This is a genomic window from Streptomyces anulatus, assembly GCF_014650675.1.
GTDB lineage: Bacteria > Actinomycetota > Actinomycetes > Streptomycetales > Streptomycetaceae > Streptomyces > Streptomyces anulatus.
Genome location: NZ_BMVK01000002.1, coordinates 339,354 through 353,862, shown reverse-complemented (window position 1 = coordinate 353,862; position 14,509 = coordinate 339,354). Strand labels below are relative to the sequence as shown.

The 14,509-nt window shown below is 71.9% G+C and carries 13 protein-coding genes; 6 read left to right on the top strand and 7 right to left on the bottom strand.

Translation table 11 applies throughout. The features are described 5' to 3' along the window. The first annotated feature begins 311 nt into the window (after positions 1–311). From IE272_RS06260 to IE272_RS06240, 5 genes are all read left to right on the top strand, one after another. On the top strand, positions 312–1,280 hold the full coding sequence (locus IE272_RS06260; RefSeq protein WP_050360449.1) for a zinc-binding dehydrogenase: 969 nt from the start codon (positions 312–314) through the stop codon (positions 1,278–1,280). An 88-nt stretch (positions 1,281–1,368) separates the two neighbouring features. Further along, complete coding sequence (locus IE272_RS06255) at positions 1,369–2,802, top strand: cellulase family glycosylhydrolase (protein ID WP_056700613.1); 1,434 nt, start codon at positions 1,369–1,371, stop codon at positions 2,800–2,802. Then, entirely contained in the window at positions 2,780–3,319 is a 540-nt protein-coding gene (locus IE272_RS06250) for a GNAT family N-acetyltransferase (protein WP_056700611.1), read from the top strand. Before IE272_RS06255 ends, IE272_RS06250 begins: the two co-directional genes overlap by 23 nt. A gap of 31 nt (positions 3,320–3,350) precedes the next feature. Then, positions 3,351–3,560, top strand: coding sequence for a sigma factor-like helix-turn-helix DNA-binding protein (locus tag IE272_RS06245; protein WP_007447814.1), 210 nt, complete (start codon positions 3,351–3,353; stop codon positions 3,558–3,560). Further along, positions 3,560–4,141 carry a Clp protease N-terminal domain-containing protein gene (locus IE272_RS06240; protein ID WP_056700609.1) on the top strand — a complete coding sequence of 194 codons (582 nt, stop codon included), beginning with the start codon at positions 3,560–3,562 and terminating at the stop codon, positions 4,139–4,141. Before IE272_RS06245 ends, IE272_RS06240 begins: the two co-directional genes overlap by 1 nt. Before the next feature lie 222 nt (positions 4,142–4,363). On the opposite strand, the gene IE272_RS06235 is transcribed toward IE272_RS06240, so the two are convergent. After that, positions 4,364–5,395 (bottom strand): PadR family transcriptional regulator, encoded by a 1,032-nt coding sequence (locus IE272_RS06235; RefSeq protein ID WP_057665732.1) that lies wholly within the window; start codon positions 5,393–5,395, stop codon positions 4,364–4,366. Position 5,396: 1 nt separating this feature from the next. Continuing rightward, positions 5,397–6,254, bottom strand: a complete 858-nt coding sequence (locus IE272_RS06230) for a DUF4097 family beta strand repeat-containing protein (protein ID WP_050360444.1) — start codon at positions 6,252–6,254, stop codon at positions 5,397–5,399. A 194-nt stretch (positions 6,255–6,448) separates the two neighbouring features. Between IE272_RS06230 and IE272_RS06225 the strand changes: the two genes are divergently transcribed. Next, the gene (locus tag IE272_RS06225; protein WP_190006424.1) at positions 6,449–7,279 is read left to right on the top strand and encodes a hypothetical protein; all 831 of its coding nucleotides are present in this window, start codon (positions 6,449–6,451) and stop codon (positions 7,277–7,279) included. 10 nt (positions 7,280–7,289) lie between these two features. On the opposite strand, the gene IE272_RS06220 is transcribed toward IE272_RS06225, so the two are convergent. The 5 genes from IE272_RS06220 to IE272_RS06200 form a co-directional block, all read right to left on the bottom strand. Further along, on the bottom strand, positions 7,290–7,475 hold the full coding sequence (locus IE272_RS06220; protein WP_003966321.1) for a DUF6104 family protein: 186 nt from the start codon (positions 7,473–7,475) through the stop codon (positions 7,290–7,292). A 122-nt stretch (positions 7,476–7,597) separates the two neighbouring features. After that, positions 7,598–11,392 carry a multifunctional oxoglutarate decarboxylase/oxoglutarate dehydrogenase thiamine pyrophosphate-binding subunit/dihydrolipoyllysine-residue succinyltransferase subunit gene (locus IE272_RS06215; protein ID WP_190006423.1) on the bottom strand — a complete coding sequence of 1,265 codons (3,795 nt, stop codon included), beginning with the start codon at positions 11,390–11,392 and terminating at the stop codon, positions 7,598–7,600. A gap of 282 nt (positions 11,393–11,674) precedes the next feature. Further along, positions 11,675–12,751, bottom strand: a complete 1,077-nt coding sequence (locus IE272_RS06210; RefSeq protein ID WP_007447635.1) for a HAMP domain-containing sensor histidine kinase — start codon at positions 12,749–12,751, stop codon at positions 11,675–11,677. After that, complete coding sequence (locus tag IE272_RS06205; RefSeq protein ID WP_030079431.1) at positions 12,748–13,485, bottom strand: response regulator transcription factor; 738 nt, start codon at positions 13,483–13,485, stop codon at positions 12,748–12,750. Before IE272_RS06205 ends, IE272_RS06210 begins: the two co-directional genes overlap by 4 nt. Before the next feature lie 233 nt (positions 13,486–13,718). Continuing rightward, the gene (locus IE272_RS06200; RefSeq protein ID WP_056702484.1) at positions 13,719–14,402 is read right to left on the bottom strand and encodes a spermidine synthase family protein; all 684 of its coding nucleotides are present in this window, start codon (positions 14,400–14,402) and stop codon (positions 13,719–13,721) included. Positions 14,403–14,509 lie beyond the last annotated feature (107 nt).

Genomic DNA, 14,509 nt, shown 5'->3' with positions numbered 1-14,509 from the left:
GCCCCCAGACCCCCGCTCCTCAAACGCCGGAGGGGCTGGGTGTGCGACCTCCGCTCCTCAAACGCCGGAGGGGCTGGGTGTGCGACCTCCGCTCCTCAGTCGCCGGAGGGGCTGGGCGGGTGTGCGACCCCCGTTCCTCAAACGCCGGAGAGGCTGGGGTGGGGCGGAGAGGTGGAGTGGGGCGGAGAGGTTGGGCGTGCGAGCCCCGCTCCTCTAACGCCGGAGGGGCTGGGTGCGCGGGCCCACCCGGTTGGCGTGCGTCACACGCGTAGGCGGTTACGAAGGCCGCCCCGCCCGCCTATCGTCGAGCCATGTTCGCCGCCTACGCAGCCCGCATCGACCCCGACCGGCCCCTCGACGGCCTGGAGCTGGGTGACCGTCCGGCCCCCGAGGCGCGTCCCGGGTGGACCACCGTCACCGTTCGGGCCGCCTCCCTCAACCACCACGACCTCTGGTCCCTGCGGGGCGTGGGCCTCCCGCAGGACCGGCTGCCGATGATCCTCGGCTGCGACGCGGCCGGCGTCGACCAGGACGGCAACGAGGTCGTCCTGCACTCCGTCATCGGGCAGTCGGGGCACGGCGTCGGGCCGGATGAGCCGCGCTCCATCCTCACCGAGCGCTACCAGGGCACCTTCGCCGAGCAGGTCACCGTCCCCACCTGGAACGTCCTGCCCAAGCCGAAGGAGCTCAGCTTCGAGGAGGCCGCCTGCCTGCCGACCGCCTGGCTCACCGCGTACCGGATGCTGTTCACCAACGCCGGGGTGCGGCCCGGCGATTCCGTGCTCGTCCAGGGCGCCGGCGGCGGGGTCGCCACCGCCGCGATCGTGCTCGGGAAGGCCGCCGGGCTGCGGGTCTTCGCCACCAGCCGGGACAAGGCCAAGCGCGAGCGGGCGGTCGAACTCGGCGCGCTGGAGGCGTACGAGCCCGGCGCCCGGCTGCCGCAGCGGGTGGACGCCGTCATCGAGACCGTGGGGGCCGCCACCTGGTCCCACTCCGTGAAGTCGCTGCGCCCCGGCGGCACCCTCGTCATCTCCGGGGCCACCAGCGGCGACCGGCCCGCGCACGCCGAGCTGACCCGGATCTTCTTCCTGGAGCTGAAGGTCGTCGGCTCCACCATGGGGTCCAAGGACGAGCTGGAGGACCTGCTCGCCTTCTGCGCGACCACCGGCGTACGGCCCGTCATCGACGAGGTGCTGCCGCTGGACCGGGCCCGGGAGGGGTTCCGGCGGCTGGAGTCGGGCGACCTCTTCGGGAAGATCGTGCTCACGCCGACCTCCTAGCTCCGCCAAGAACTCGTCGGTAACGCATACTTGAACAAGTGTCAGCTTTGCTGATGGGATGCCGCCCATGCGAATGGGCAGAGCACTCATGGCAGTTGTCGTCGCGTCCGTGCTCGCGGCGGGGGCCCTCGCCCCCGCCGCCTCGGCGCGCCCCGTATCCGCACCCGTACCGGCGTCCGAGTCCCGCGAACGTGCTGTCCCGCCACTGACCGACGACCGGGGCCGCGCCCTCACCCTGCGTGGCTGGAACGTCGAGGACAAGGCGAACCGCGGCGAGGCCGCCCTCACCGCCATCACCGAACGGCACTTCCGCGACCTGCGCGCGAACGGCTTCAACTTCGCCCGGCTGCTGGTCTTCTGGGACGACCTGGAGCCCACCCGCGGCCAGTACAGCGAGCGCTACCTCCGGCGCGTCGAACGCATCCTGGACTGGGCGCGCAAGCACCGTGTCCATGTCCTCATCGACGCCCATCAGGACGTCTTCGGGCCCGCGTTCGGGCACCGGGGCATCCCCGCCTGGGCCACCAGGACCGACGGGCTCCCGTTCACCCCCAACCCCGACGACTGGTTCTCCGAGTACTTCCAGCCCGCCGTCCAGCGGGCCTTCACCCACCTCTACGAGGACCCCGACCTCCAGCGAGCCCAGGCCGCCATGTGGCAGGTCCTCGCGGCACGGTTCCGCGACCACCCGGCCGTGATCGGCTACGACCTGATCAACGAACCGATGGGGGAGCTGCGCGAGGGCGAGGACCTGCCGACCGCCGCCCGCCGGATCGAGGCCCAGCACCTCACCCCGATGTACAACCGGCTCGCCCGCGCCGTCCGGGCGAAGGACCGCGACACCTGGCTCTTCGTCGAGCCGACGCCCATCGTGGGCGAGGGCGTTCCCACCGGGCTCGGCCGGATCGAGGACCGCCGGACCGTGTACGCCCCGCACTTCTACAACACCGCCATGGAGGCGGGCGCGGACTACGACCCGTCGGCCGGCTGGATCGAGGCGTACGAGGCCGCCGTCACCGCGTACCCGGCCCGCCACCGGATGCCGGTCGTCGTGGGCGAATGGGGGCCGCTGAACAACGCCCTGCCGAACATGGGCCGCTTCTACCGCGAGGCCGTCGACTCCCTGAACCGCTACAGCTCCGGCTGGGCGGGGTACGTCTGGTGCTACGGCGGCGGCTACTGCGCGGTCGACGAGCAGGGCCGCTTCCGTACGAACAAGGAGCGGACGGCCACGCCGTACGCCCCGGCCGTCGCGGGGACCGTCCGCTCGGAGGCGTACGACGCGGACACCCGCTCCTACCGCCTCGCCTACCGTGCCGCCGCCCGCCCCGGGGTGACGGAGCTGTCCCTCCCGCCCTCGCCCCGGGGGTGGCGCGTCTCCGTCACCGGCCCGGGAGTGGTCGTCGGCGGCCCCGGCAAGCCGTCACGCGGGGGGTGGCCGGCCGTCCTGGCGTGGCCCGGGGCCGAGGTGGTGGTGACCGTGCGGGAGGCTGGCCCGCATGGACGAACTGACCACCCCTGAAGGGTTTCTGCTGCGCCCCTGGGAGCCCGCCGACGCCTCGGCGGTGCTCCGCGCCTTCGCCCCGGCCGAGATGGACCGCCAGACCGACCGGCCCGTGTTCGACCGGCCCGGGGCGCTGACCTGGATCGCGGACCGTACGCGCGAACGGGGAGCGCGCACCGGCTACTCCTGGGCCGTCGTGGGGGAGGCGGGCGAGGCTCTCGGCTGTGTCGCCGTCGGCGCCGTCAACCGGGCCCATGACACCGGCTGGGTCTCCTACTGGACCACGGAGGAGGCGCGCGGCCGGGGCGTCGCCCCGGCCGGCGTGCGGGCGCTGGCGCGCTGGGCGTTCGACGAACTCGGGCTGTACCGGCTGGAGCTGGGCCACCGCACCGACAACCCGGCCTCCTGTCGGGTCGCGACCCGGTCCGGGTTCGCGCCCGAGGGCATCGAGCGGGCCAGGCTGCGCTACGGCGACGTCCGGTACGACGTCGAGCGGCATGCCCGACTGGCCGACGATGATGTCAACTTTGATTGACGGCAGCGTGGTGTCAATGTAGGTTGACACCATGACCGAAGCAACGGATCTGGCCGCACGTGCCGGTGACCGCGACCCGCGCGTCGGGTTGCGGTCGGTGGCGGCGCTGCGGCGGCTGCTGGAGCAGCTCGAAGCCGTACAGGTGAGAAGTGCCCGCGTCCAGGGCTGGTCGTGGCAGGAGATCGCCGCCGAGCTGGGCGTCAGCCGGCAGGCCGTGCACAAGAAGTACGGGAGGCGTTGATGTTCGAGCGATTCACCCGAGGGGCCCGCGCCGCGGTGAAGGGCGCTGTGGCGCAGGCCGAGCGTGCCGGGGCCGACTCGGTCACCGAGGAACACCTGCTGCTCGCGCTGCTGGAGCAGGAGGGCGGCCGGACCTCGTTCGCCGTCACCGCACTCGGCCTCCACGACCGCCGCGCCTCCCTGGACGCCGCCTTCGCCGAGGCCCGCCGGCGCGGCGGCCTGACCAGGGCCGACACCGACGCCCTCGCCGACATCGGGATCGACATCGGCGCGATCGTCTCCCGGGTCGAAGGGGCCCACGGCGAGGGAGCCCTGGCGGCCGGCCGGACAGGCCGCCGGTGGTGGTCGGGGCACCGCCCCTTCACCCCGGGCGCGAAGACCGTCCTGGAGAACTCGCTACGGGTCGCCCTGGGGCGCGGCGACCGCTTCATCGGCGAGGAACACCTGCTCCTGGCCCTCACGGCGAAGCCCGGAGTCGTCGCCGACGTCCTCGCCGAGCACGGCGCGACCTACGCGACCGTGCAGCGCGCGCTGTACGGCTCCGACGCCGACGGGGGTCAGGGGCACGCCAAGGCCGGGTGAGACGGACCGAAGGGGACGGGCCGCGCCGGGCAGGAAGGCAACGGGCCGCGGCGGGCGGGAAGGGGACGGGCCGCGCCGGACGGAAAGGGAAAGGTGCGAGGGCGGACGGGAACGGCGCGGTACGGGGGCGGGCGGGAACGGTCCTGGGGCGGGGGAAAACGGGGCGGGGCGGGTGTCCGGCGTTCCGGACACCCGCCCCCGCACCTCCTGGGCCGCGTCGGCTCAGGCCTCCCCCTCGTCCTCCGTCGTCAGCAGCGCCTCGATCCGCGCCGTCGCCGCGCCCAGGTGGCGGCGGGCCTCCGCGAGCTGGGTCTCCGTCACCCCGTGATCGCGGGCCGCGTCCCGGATGCCGTCGCGGAAATGGTCCAGCAGGCGGTCCAGGTCGCGTACCGGGTCGCCCGTGACCGGCGCGTCCTCGCCCCAGCCGGGGGCTTCCTCGGGGGCCGGGGCGGCCGGGGCGTCGTCCGGCTCGGGTCTGCCGAACGGGGGCCAGGCGCCGGACCGTGCGAAGCCGCCGAGCTGGCCGGTGATCTCCGCGAGGCCTTCCCGTACGCCGGAGGGCCAGTCGCCCCGCGCGAAGTGCTCCTGCACCTGGCGGGCGGCGGTCTGCACCTGCTCGCGCGCCTTCTCCTGGGCCTCCTTGGCCTGGCGGCGGGCCTGCTGCGCGTCCTCGCGGGCGCGCCGGGACTCGTCCTTCGCCCGGCGTGCCTGCTCCTTCCACTCCTGCTTGGCCCGGCGCAGCTCCTCCTTCGCCGTGCGCCACGCCTCGCTGTCGCCGAGGTCGCCCAGGCTGCCGAAGTCGCCGAACGGGGAAGAGGATTCACCCTTCCCCTTGCCGCTGCCGGCCTCCGTCTTCGTACTGCCGTGCCGGGACTCCGACGCCGCCGCCCGCATGTCGCTGCGGAGCCGGCCCGCCGCGCCCCGTACGTCGTCGCGTATCTCGGCGGCCAGCTCGGAGACCGAGTCGCGGATCTCCAGCTCCAGGTCGGCCAGTTCGCCGCTGCGGCCCGCCAGCTCCTCGCGGCCCGCGTCGGTGATCGAGTAGACCTTGCGGCCGCCCTCGGTGGCGTGGGTGACCAGGCCCTCGGCCTCCAGCTTGGCCAGCCGGGGGTAGACCGTGCCGGCCGACGGGGCGTACAGGCCCTGGAAGCGTTCCTCCAGCAGGCGGATGACCTCGTAGCCGTGGCGAGGAGCCTCGTCCAGGAGCTTGAGGAGGTACAGCCGCAGGCGGCCGTGGGCGAATACGGGAGGCATGTCAGAGAACCTTTCCGGTCGGCTCGGCGGCGTACGCGTCGTCCTCGGCGGGCGGCCTGCGCAACAGGGCGATCGAACCGGACACGGTCGTCGCCCGCAGGGTCCCCGTCCCGGCGCCCAGCGTGCCGGTGATCTTCTTCGATCCCCACTGCCCGCGGACCCGCAGGTCCTCGAAGGCGTTGGAGACGGACCCGCTCGCGGTGTTCGCCTCGACCCTGGCGTCGGCGGGGTGCGGCAGCCGGATCGCGATCTCGCCGGACACCGTGGCCAGCCGGATGTCCGTGGGCTTCCCGGACGGGTCGACGTCCAGCACCATGGCGCCGCTGACCGACTCGGCGCGGACCGAGGCCCCCGCCCCGTCGACGACCGTCAGGTCGCCGAACACCGAGTGGAAGCGCAGGTCCCCCGTGACGCCCTGGGCCTCCAGGCTGCCCGACAAGGACTCCCCGCGCACCGCGCCGGTCAGTCCGACGAGCGTGGAGTCACCTGAGATGCCGCGGACCTCGGTGCGGCCACTGATGCCGGAGACGACGGCCCCGGCGCCGATCGCGCCGACCTCGACCGAGGCGGCGGCCGGCACGACGAGCGTGACCACGGCGCTGCGGTGGCGGACCTCGGGGTCGAACCATCCCAGGAAGTGCGGCCAGGGCAGGTCCTCGTAGGCCACGGTGAGCCGGCCGTCCTCCTGGGTCACGACCAGCGGCGGGCCATCGATCGCGGAGACCTCCAGCCGGGCGTCCGGCTCGTCGGTCCCGACCACATTGACCGTGCCGTCGACGATGCGCACGTGGAGCGCCGTCACCGGATCCTCGAAGGCGAGCTTCCGAGGCTCGGCGATGGTCCATCTCGACACAGGCATGGATGTGACCTCCCGGAAAGCGTGGCAACGCAACATATCGCGTCTTGTTCAGAACACGATATATCGCGGATGGGGGAAGTCAAGGAAAGTCAGGAGGAGCCCGGGGAAGGGTGGGTGAGGCCAGGAGGGGGCGGTGCGGGGTGAATCGCCCGCAACAGCATCGAACAGGGGCGAATTGCCCTAGCGTGTGAGCCATGAACGCGACATCCACCGGGGCCCTCCTGCTGTGCCGGGCCGACCCCGAGACCGTACGGCCGCTCGCCCACCTGCTGCGCGAGCAGATGCTGCTGGCCCGCGCGGGCGAGGAGTGGAGCGTGCTCGTCCCGGAGGGGAAGCCCTGGCAGAGCGGGGGCGCGGAGCAGGACGCCGAGCCGGTCGACCGGGTCCTCGGCGGCTGGGCCACCGCGCTCGCCGTCGGCTCCACCTGGCCGGTGCTCGCCCTGTGGTGGGACGCCGACCGGGCCGGATTCACCCTCGCCGCCGGATTCCGCCGGCCCGTGGGCTACATCTGGCTGACCGACGGCACCCCGGTGGGCGAGGACGAGGCCATGCGCACCTTCGCGGTCCGGCTCGGCCTCGACCCGGTGCTGGACGTGCAGGCGCTGGAGGAGCTGACCCGCCCCGATCCGGACGCGGACGCGGACGCCCGGCTGCGCGGACTGCTCGCCGTACTCACCCGCACCGGGCTGACCCTGCCCGCCGGACTCTCACCGGGCGAGAGCGCGGACCGGCTGCGCAGCGTCGCGGCGGTGCAGCGCGGGGCGGAACGCGTCGAGTGGGCCGGCTGGCGCGATGCCGTACGCGTCGAACTGGACGCGGTCGAGAGCAGCAGGATCGGCCCGTGGGTACGCGGCCCCCGCGCCCGTGCCGTCGCCGCCGTCCAGCTCGCGGCCGGACTCCCGCTCCTGCTCTGGGGCGCCCGCCGCCGCAGCGGCGGCTGGGCGGCGGCCGGAGCGGTGCTGCTGGCGCAGGGCGCGCTGGGCCTCGCGTACGAGCGGGCCAGGGCGGGCGCGGACGCCTCCTAGGACGTGCGGGTCACGCGTCCTCGTCGTCCTCGTCGTCCAGTCGTGCCAGCCAGGTCGCGAGGCGCTCGACCGGCACCTCGAAGTCGGGGTTGAGATCGACGAACGTCCGCAGCTGCTCGGCGAGCCACTCGAAGGTGACCTCCTCCTCGCCGCGCCGCTTCTCCAGTTCCTCGATGCCACGGTCCGTGAAGTACATGCGCACAGGATATCGAGGCGCGGACGCCCACCGGAACGCCGGATACGCCAGGGGCCCGGCTTCGCGACAAGCGCGGAACCGGGCCCCGGTGACGTACGGACAGCTCGTACGGCTGGGTGGTCCTAGGCCTCGAAGACCTCGTTGACCAGCTGCGTCTGCTCCGCCTGGTGACGCTTGGCCGAGCCGACCGCCGGGGACGAGCCGTGCGGCCGCGAGATGCGGCGCAGGCGCTCGCCGTGCGGCACGTCCGAGCCGACCGCGAGGTCCAGGTGGTCGATCAGGTTGAGCGCGATGAACGGCCACGCACCCTGGTTCGCCGGCTCCTCCTGGGCCCACAGGTACTTCTCGGCGTTCGGGTACTTCGCGATCTCGGCCTGGATCTCCGCACCCGGCAGCGGGTACAGGCGCTCCAGCCGGATGATCGCCGTCTCCGTGTCGCCGCGCTTCTCCCGCTCGGCGTCCAGGTCGTAGTACAGCTTGCCCGCGCAGAAGACGACCTTGCGGACGCTCGAAGGCTTGACCGACGCGTCGCCGATCACCGGACGGAAGCCGCCGGTGGTGAACTCCTCGATGGACGAGGCCGCGGCCTTCAGACGCAGCATCGACTTCGGGGTGAAGACGATCAGCGGCTTGTGGTGCGGGTTGTGCACCTGCCAGCGCAGCAGGTGGAAGTAGTTCGACGGGAGGGTCGGCATCGCGACCGTCATGTTGTCCTGCGCGCACATCTGGAGGAAGCGCTCGGGGCGGGCGGAGCTGTGGTCCGGGCCCTGGCCCTCGTAACCGTGCGGCAGCAGCAGCGTGACGCCGGAGGTCTGGCCCCACTTCTGCTCGGCCGAGGAGATGAACTCGTCCACGACGGTCTGCGCGCCGTTGACGAAGTCACCGAACTGGGCCTCCCAGATGACCAGCGACTCCGGACGGGCCAGCGAGTAGCCGTACTCGAAGCCCATCGCCGCGTACTCCGAGAGCAGCGAGTCGTAGACGTTGTACCGGGCCTGGTCGTCGGCCAGGTACAGCAGCGGGGTGTAGTCCTCGCCGGTGACCTGGTCGACCAGGACCGCGTGGCGCTGGCCGAACGTGCCGCGGCGGGTGTCCTGGCCGGCGAGCCGGACCGGGGTGCCCTCCATCAGCAGCGAACCGATGGCCAGCGTCTCGCCCATGCCCCAGTCGATGGTGGCGTTGTCCACCGAGGCCGCGCGACGCTGCATCTGCGGCATCAGGCGGGGGTGGACGGTGATCGAGTCGGGGATGTTGACCTGCGACTCGGCGATCCGCTTGACGACCTCGGCGGAGACGGCCGTCTCCACGGTCACCGGGAACGCGGCCTGCGGCTCCGGGACGTGCGGGGCGGCGGGCTGCGAGGTGGCCTCGCGGACCTCGGCGAACACCTTCTCCAGCTGACCCTGGAAGTCCTGGAGCGCCTGCTCCGCCTCTTCCAGCGTGATGTCGCCGCGACCGATGAGGGACTCGGTGTACAGCTTGCGCACCGAGCGCTTCTTGTCGACCAGGGTGTACATCTGCGGGTTGGTGAACTCCGGGTTGTCGGTCTCGTTGTGACCGCGGCGCCGGTAGCAGATGAGGTCGATCACGACGTCCTTGTTGAACGCCTGCCGGAACTCGAAGGCGAGCCGCGCGACGCGGACCACGGCCTCCGGGTCGTCGCCGTTCACGTGGATGATCGGCGCCTCGATCATGCGCGCCACGTCGGTGGCGTACATCGAGGAGCGCGAGGACTCCGGGGCGGCGGTGAAGCCGACCTGGTTGTTGATCACCACGTGCACGGTGCCGCCGGTGCGGTAGCCGCGCAGCTGCGACATGTTGAGCGTCTCGGCGACGACGCCCTGGCCCGCGAAGGCCGCGTCGCCGTGGAGCGCGACCGGCAGGACCGTGAAGTCCGTGCCGCCCTTGTTGATGATGTCCTGCTTGGCGCGGGCGATGCCCTCCAGGACCGGGTCCACCGCCTCCAGGTGCGAGGGGTTGGCGGCCAGCGAGACCTTGATCTGCTCGCCGTCCAGACCGGTGAAGGTGCCCTCGGCGCCCAGGTGGTACTTGACGTCGCCGGAGCCGTGCATCGAGCGCGGGTCGAGGTTGCCCTCGAACTCGCGGAAGATCTGCGCGTACGGCTTGCCGACGATGTTCGCCAGCACGTTCAGCCGGCCGCGGTGGGCCATGCCGATGACGACCTCGTCGAGGCGGGCCTCGGCGGCGGAGTCGATGACCGCGTCGAGCAGCGGGATGACGGACTCGCCGCCCTCCAGGGAGAACCGCTTCTGACCGACGTACTTCGTCTGCAGGAACGTCTCGAACGCCTCGGCCGCGTTCAGCCGGCGCAGGATGCGCAGCTGCTCCTCGCGCTCGGGCTTCGGACGCGCGCGCTCGACCCGGTCCTGGAGCCACTTGCGCTGACTCGGGTCCTGGATGTGCATGAACTCGATGCCGGTGGTGCGGCAGTACGACTCACGCAGCACGCCGAGGATGTCGCGGAGCTTCATCATCGTCTTGCCGGCGAACCCGCCGACCGCGAAGTCCCGCTCCAGGTCCCACAGGGTGAGGCCGTGCTCGGTGATGTCCAGGTCGGGGTGCTTGCGCTGGTGGTACTCCAGCGGGTCGGTGTCGGCCATGACGTGGCCGCGGACCCGGTAGGAGTGGATCAGCTCGAAGACCCGCGCGGCCTTGGTGACGTCGTCGTCGTGCGAGGCGTCGATGTCCTTGAGCCAGCGGACCGGCTCGTAGGGGATCCGCAGCGCCTTGAAGATCTCGTCGTAGAACTCGTTCTCGCCGAGCAGCAGCTGGGACAGGACCCGCAGGAACTCGCCGGAGGCGGCGCCCTGGATGACCCGGTGGTCGTACGTCGAGGTCAGCGTCATGACCTTCGAGATACCGAGCTTGTTCAGGGTGTCCTGCGACGTGCCCTGGAACTCCGCCGGGTAGTCCATCGCGCCGACGCCCATGATGAGGCCCTGACCGGGCATCAGGCGGGGCACCGAGTGGACGGTGCCGATGCCGCCGGGGTTGGTCAGCGAGGCCGTGACGCCGGTGAAGTCGTCCATGCCGAGCTTGCCGATGCGGGCACGCCGGACGATGTCCTCGTACGCCTGCCAGAACTCGAAGAAGTTGAGCGTCTCGGCCTTCTTGATGGCCGCGACGACCAGCTGGCGGTCGCCGTTCGGCTTCACCAGGTCGATGGCCAGACCCAGGTTGACGTGCTCCGGCTTGACCAGGGTCGGCTTGCCGTCCTTCTCCGCGAAGGAGTAGTTCATCGACGGCATGGCCTTGAGGGCCTGCACCATCGCGTACCCGATGAGGTGCGTGAAGGAGATCTTCCCGCCGCGGGCGCGCTTGAGGTGGTTGTTGATGACGATGCGGTTGTCGAAGAGCAGCTTCACCGGGACCGCGCGGACGGATGTGGCCGTCGGCAGCTCCAGCGAGGCGTTCATGTTCTTCGCGACAGCGGCCGAGGGGCCGCGCAGCGTCACGTACTCCGGGCCGGCCGGGGCCTCGGTGGAGGCGTCCGCCTTGGCCTTGGCGGGCGCGGCGGCGGGCTTCGCCGCCGCGGGCTTCGCCGGGGCCGGGGCGGCCTTGACCGGGGCCGGCTGCGCGGGAGCCGCCGGAGCGGCTGCGGGCGCGGCCTTCACCGGGGCCGGAGCGGCTGCCGGAGCAGGCGCGGCCGGGGCGGCGGGCGCCTCGGTCACCGGTGCGACGCCGGGAACGGGCTTGTCCGCCGTGCCGGAGGCACCCGGCTTGTAGTCGGCGAAGAAGTCCCACCAGGCGCGATCGACCGAACTGGGATCCTGGAGGTACTGCTGGTAGATCTCGTCGACGAGCCATTCATTGGCGCCGAACGCGGCGGCCGGGTTCGTACCCGGGCCGGCTTGATCGGTCGAGATGCTCGAGTTACTGGGGGACTGAGACGACACGGCGGCAACCGCCCTCTTCCGCTTCACAAGGTGATGGACAGCGGAAATCAAGGCTACGCCCCCCGAACCGTTCCTTGCAGGCCGGGCCGGTGCTTCGTCGTGCACATCACATCGGAAGGCGGGTTTCGGCGCAGGAAATGGCGGGAAACAAGCGAGGTTCCACTGCACTTCGGGTACGCAGGACCGTGGATACGGTCGTCCGACCGTATCCCTTTGAGGCCCCTTGCTGGCAGGACACGGATGAACGTGCCCTTCCGGTTCGACCCTATGTCAACCGCACCGTCAACTGCGCGGCTCGGGGATTCCCGGGAGGGTGACCTGGATGCGGCAGCCCTTCGCGGATTCGGCCACGCCGATCCGACCGCCGTGCAGATCGACCGCCCAGCGGGCGATGGCCAGCCCCAGCCCCGTACCGCCGTCGCTTCCCGGACCGTGCGGGGAGGGCGCCTGGCCCCGGTTGAAGCGCTCGAAGACCCGGTGGCGCTCCGCCTCCGGGATGCCGGGCCCCTCGTCGACGACCTCCAGCTCCAGCGACTCGGGGTGGGCCCCGCGCCGCGCGAGCACCGTCACACGGCCGTGCGGCGGGCTGTGCTTGACCGCGTTGTCGATGAGGTTGGCGACCACCTGGTGCAGCCGCTCGGCGTCCGCGTGCGCGGTGAGCTCCGGCGGCGAGACGTCCAGATGCAGATGGACGTCCGTACGGGAGTGATTGCCCGAACCCGACGACAGGCGTCGGTGGGAGGCGGCGAGATTGGCCTCTTTCAGTACGCCGGACAGATACGGCCAGACCTCGAAACGGCGGGCCTTGAGCGCCACCACCCCGTTGTCCAGCCGCGACAGGTCCAGCAGCGTCTCGACCAGCCGGCCGAGCCGCTCCGTCTGTTTCAGCGCCGTGCGCATCGTCTCCGGATCGGCGGCGGACACCCCGTCCACCACGTTCTCCAGCACGGCTCTCAGCGCCGCGATGGGGGTGCGCAACTCATGGCTGACATTGGCGACCAGCTCTTTTCGATGCCGGTCCTCCGCCTCCAGATCGTCCGCCATGCGATTGATCGTCTGCGCCAGGTCGCCCAGCTCGTCCCGGCGCCCGGCACCGCTCACCCGGCGGGTGTAGTCGCCGTGCGAGATCGACCGGGCCACCGCTCTCATCTCGTCCAGCGGCGCGGTCAGACCGTGCGCCACGAACTGGGTGATCAGCAGCGTGGCGATCACCGAGAACACCGTGATGAAGCGGAACTCCGTACGGGTCCGCAGCGCGACGATCAGCAGCCCCGTGGTGATGAACACCGAGACCACGACGAGCGTGCCGAGCTTGGCCTTGATCGAGAAGGGCCGCAGTCCGGACCCTGGCCGCGTCATGGCGCGGGAGTCTCCAGGGCGTAGCCCACGCCGTGCACGGTACGGATCCGCTCCGCGCCGATCTTCCGGCGCAGCGCCTTGATGTGGCTGTCGACCGTGCGGGTGCCCGAGGCGTCCGCCCAGTCCCACACCTCGGCCAGCAGCTGCTCCCGGGAGAGCACCGCGCGCGGGGTGTTGGCGAGGCAGACCAGCAGGTCGAACTCGGTCGGCGTGAGGTGGACGTCCTCGGCGCGCACCCGGACCCGGCGCTGCGCGTGGTCGATCTCCAGCTCACCCAGACGCAGTATCCCGCTCCGCGGGGTGACGGCGGCCAGCGCGGCCCGCTCCACCCGGCGCAGCAGCACGTGCACCCGGGCGGCCAGCTCCCGCATGGAGAACGGCTTGGTCATGTAGTCGTCGGCGCCGACCCCGAGCCCGACCAGCATGTCGGTCTCGTCGTCGCGTGCCGTGAGCATCAGCACCGGTACCGGGCGCTGCGCCTGCACCCGGCGGCAGACCTCCAGGCCGTCGAAGCCGGGAAGCATGATGTCGAGCACCATCAGGTCGGGCTGCCATGCCTCGGCCGCGTCCACGGCCGCAGGGCCGTCCAGCGCGGTCTGCACCAGGAAGCCCTCCGCCCGCAGCCGGGCGGAAATGGCGTCGACGATCGTGGCGTCGTCCTCGACCACCAGCACCCGGCGCTGAGCCCCCGGGGTGGCTGCGACGCCGTTGTGGGTGGTGTGTGTCTGTTCCATCGCCCCGCCCCTGCCCGTTCTCGCGGGAGCCATTCCCCCGGAGGCACGGTTTTCGCTCGTGGATTTCGTGGGTGATCCGTGTGCCGGTCAGCAGCGTAAAGGCAGCGGAGGGCTCCCGGCTACGCAGGGTGTTGCCCCGGAGGAGCGAGTTCACGCCGACCGGGGGGCCGGATCGTCGGCCTTGTGCCGGTTGGCCCGTGCCACCGCCGGTCCGCGCATACCGGGAGGGGGGTTCAGGCCGCCCGCAGTGCGAGATGGACCACGTCGGGCACACCTCGGGCAACGGCCACCTCTTCCGTCCTAACCCCGCTGAACCCGGCATTCCGCAACGCTTGTTCGAAGGCCGGAGACGGCTGCGCGGACCAGACGGCGAGCACTCCGCCCGGGGTCAGCCGGTCGTGGCAGTGCGCCAGGCCGGCGGGGGAGTAGAGGCTTCCGTTGTCCTCCGTGACGGTCCAGTCCGGCCCGTTGTCGATGTCCAGGCACAGGGCGTCGTAACGCTCCGTGGCGGTACGGAGGTGGGCGACGAGGTCCGTGTGCAGGATCCCGGTCCGGGGGTCGGCCAGCGCCGGCCCGGAGATCCGGTCCAGCGGCCCGGCCAGGTGCCAGTCCACGATCGCCTGCTCCCGCTCCACGACCACGATCCGCCCCCAGCGCCGCTCCTCGGCGGCCCGCACCAGGGAGAACCCGACGCCCAGGCCGCCGATGAGCACCGAGGGGCCGCTCCGCCCGGCGGGCAGGGCGGCCAGCGCGGCGTCGATCAGCAGCCGCTCGGAGCGCCCGTCCGAGGTGTCCATCAGGAAGCAGCCGTTGGCGATGATCTCGAAGTGCTCCCCGCGCTCCCGCAGCACGACTTCGCCGAACGGTCCCTCGCGGCGGTCGAGGACGACGGGGGTATCGGCGGAACGCGTCGGCATCGGGTCAGGGGCGGGCGTCGCGGGCATCGTGTGGCTCTCCGGTCTCCGGTCGTAGCGGTCGGTGTCCGTCATCCTGTCCCGCTCCCGGGGGCGAAGGCCAGCGAGTT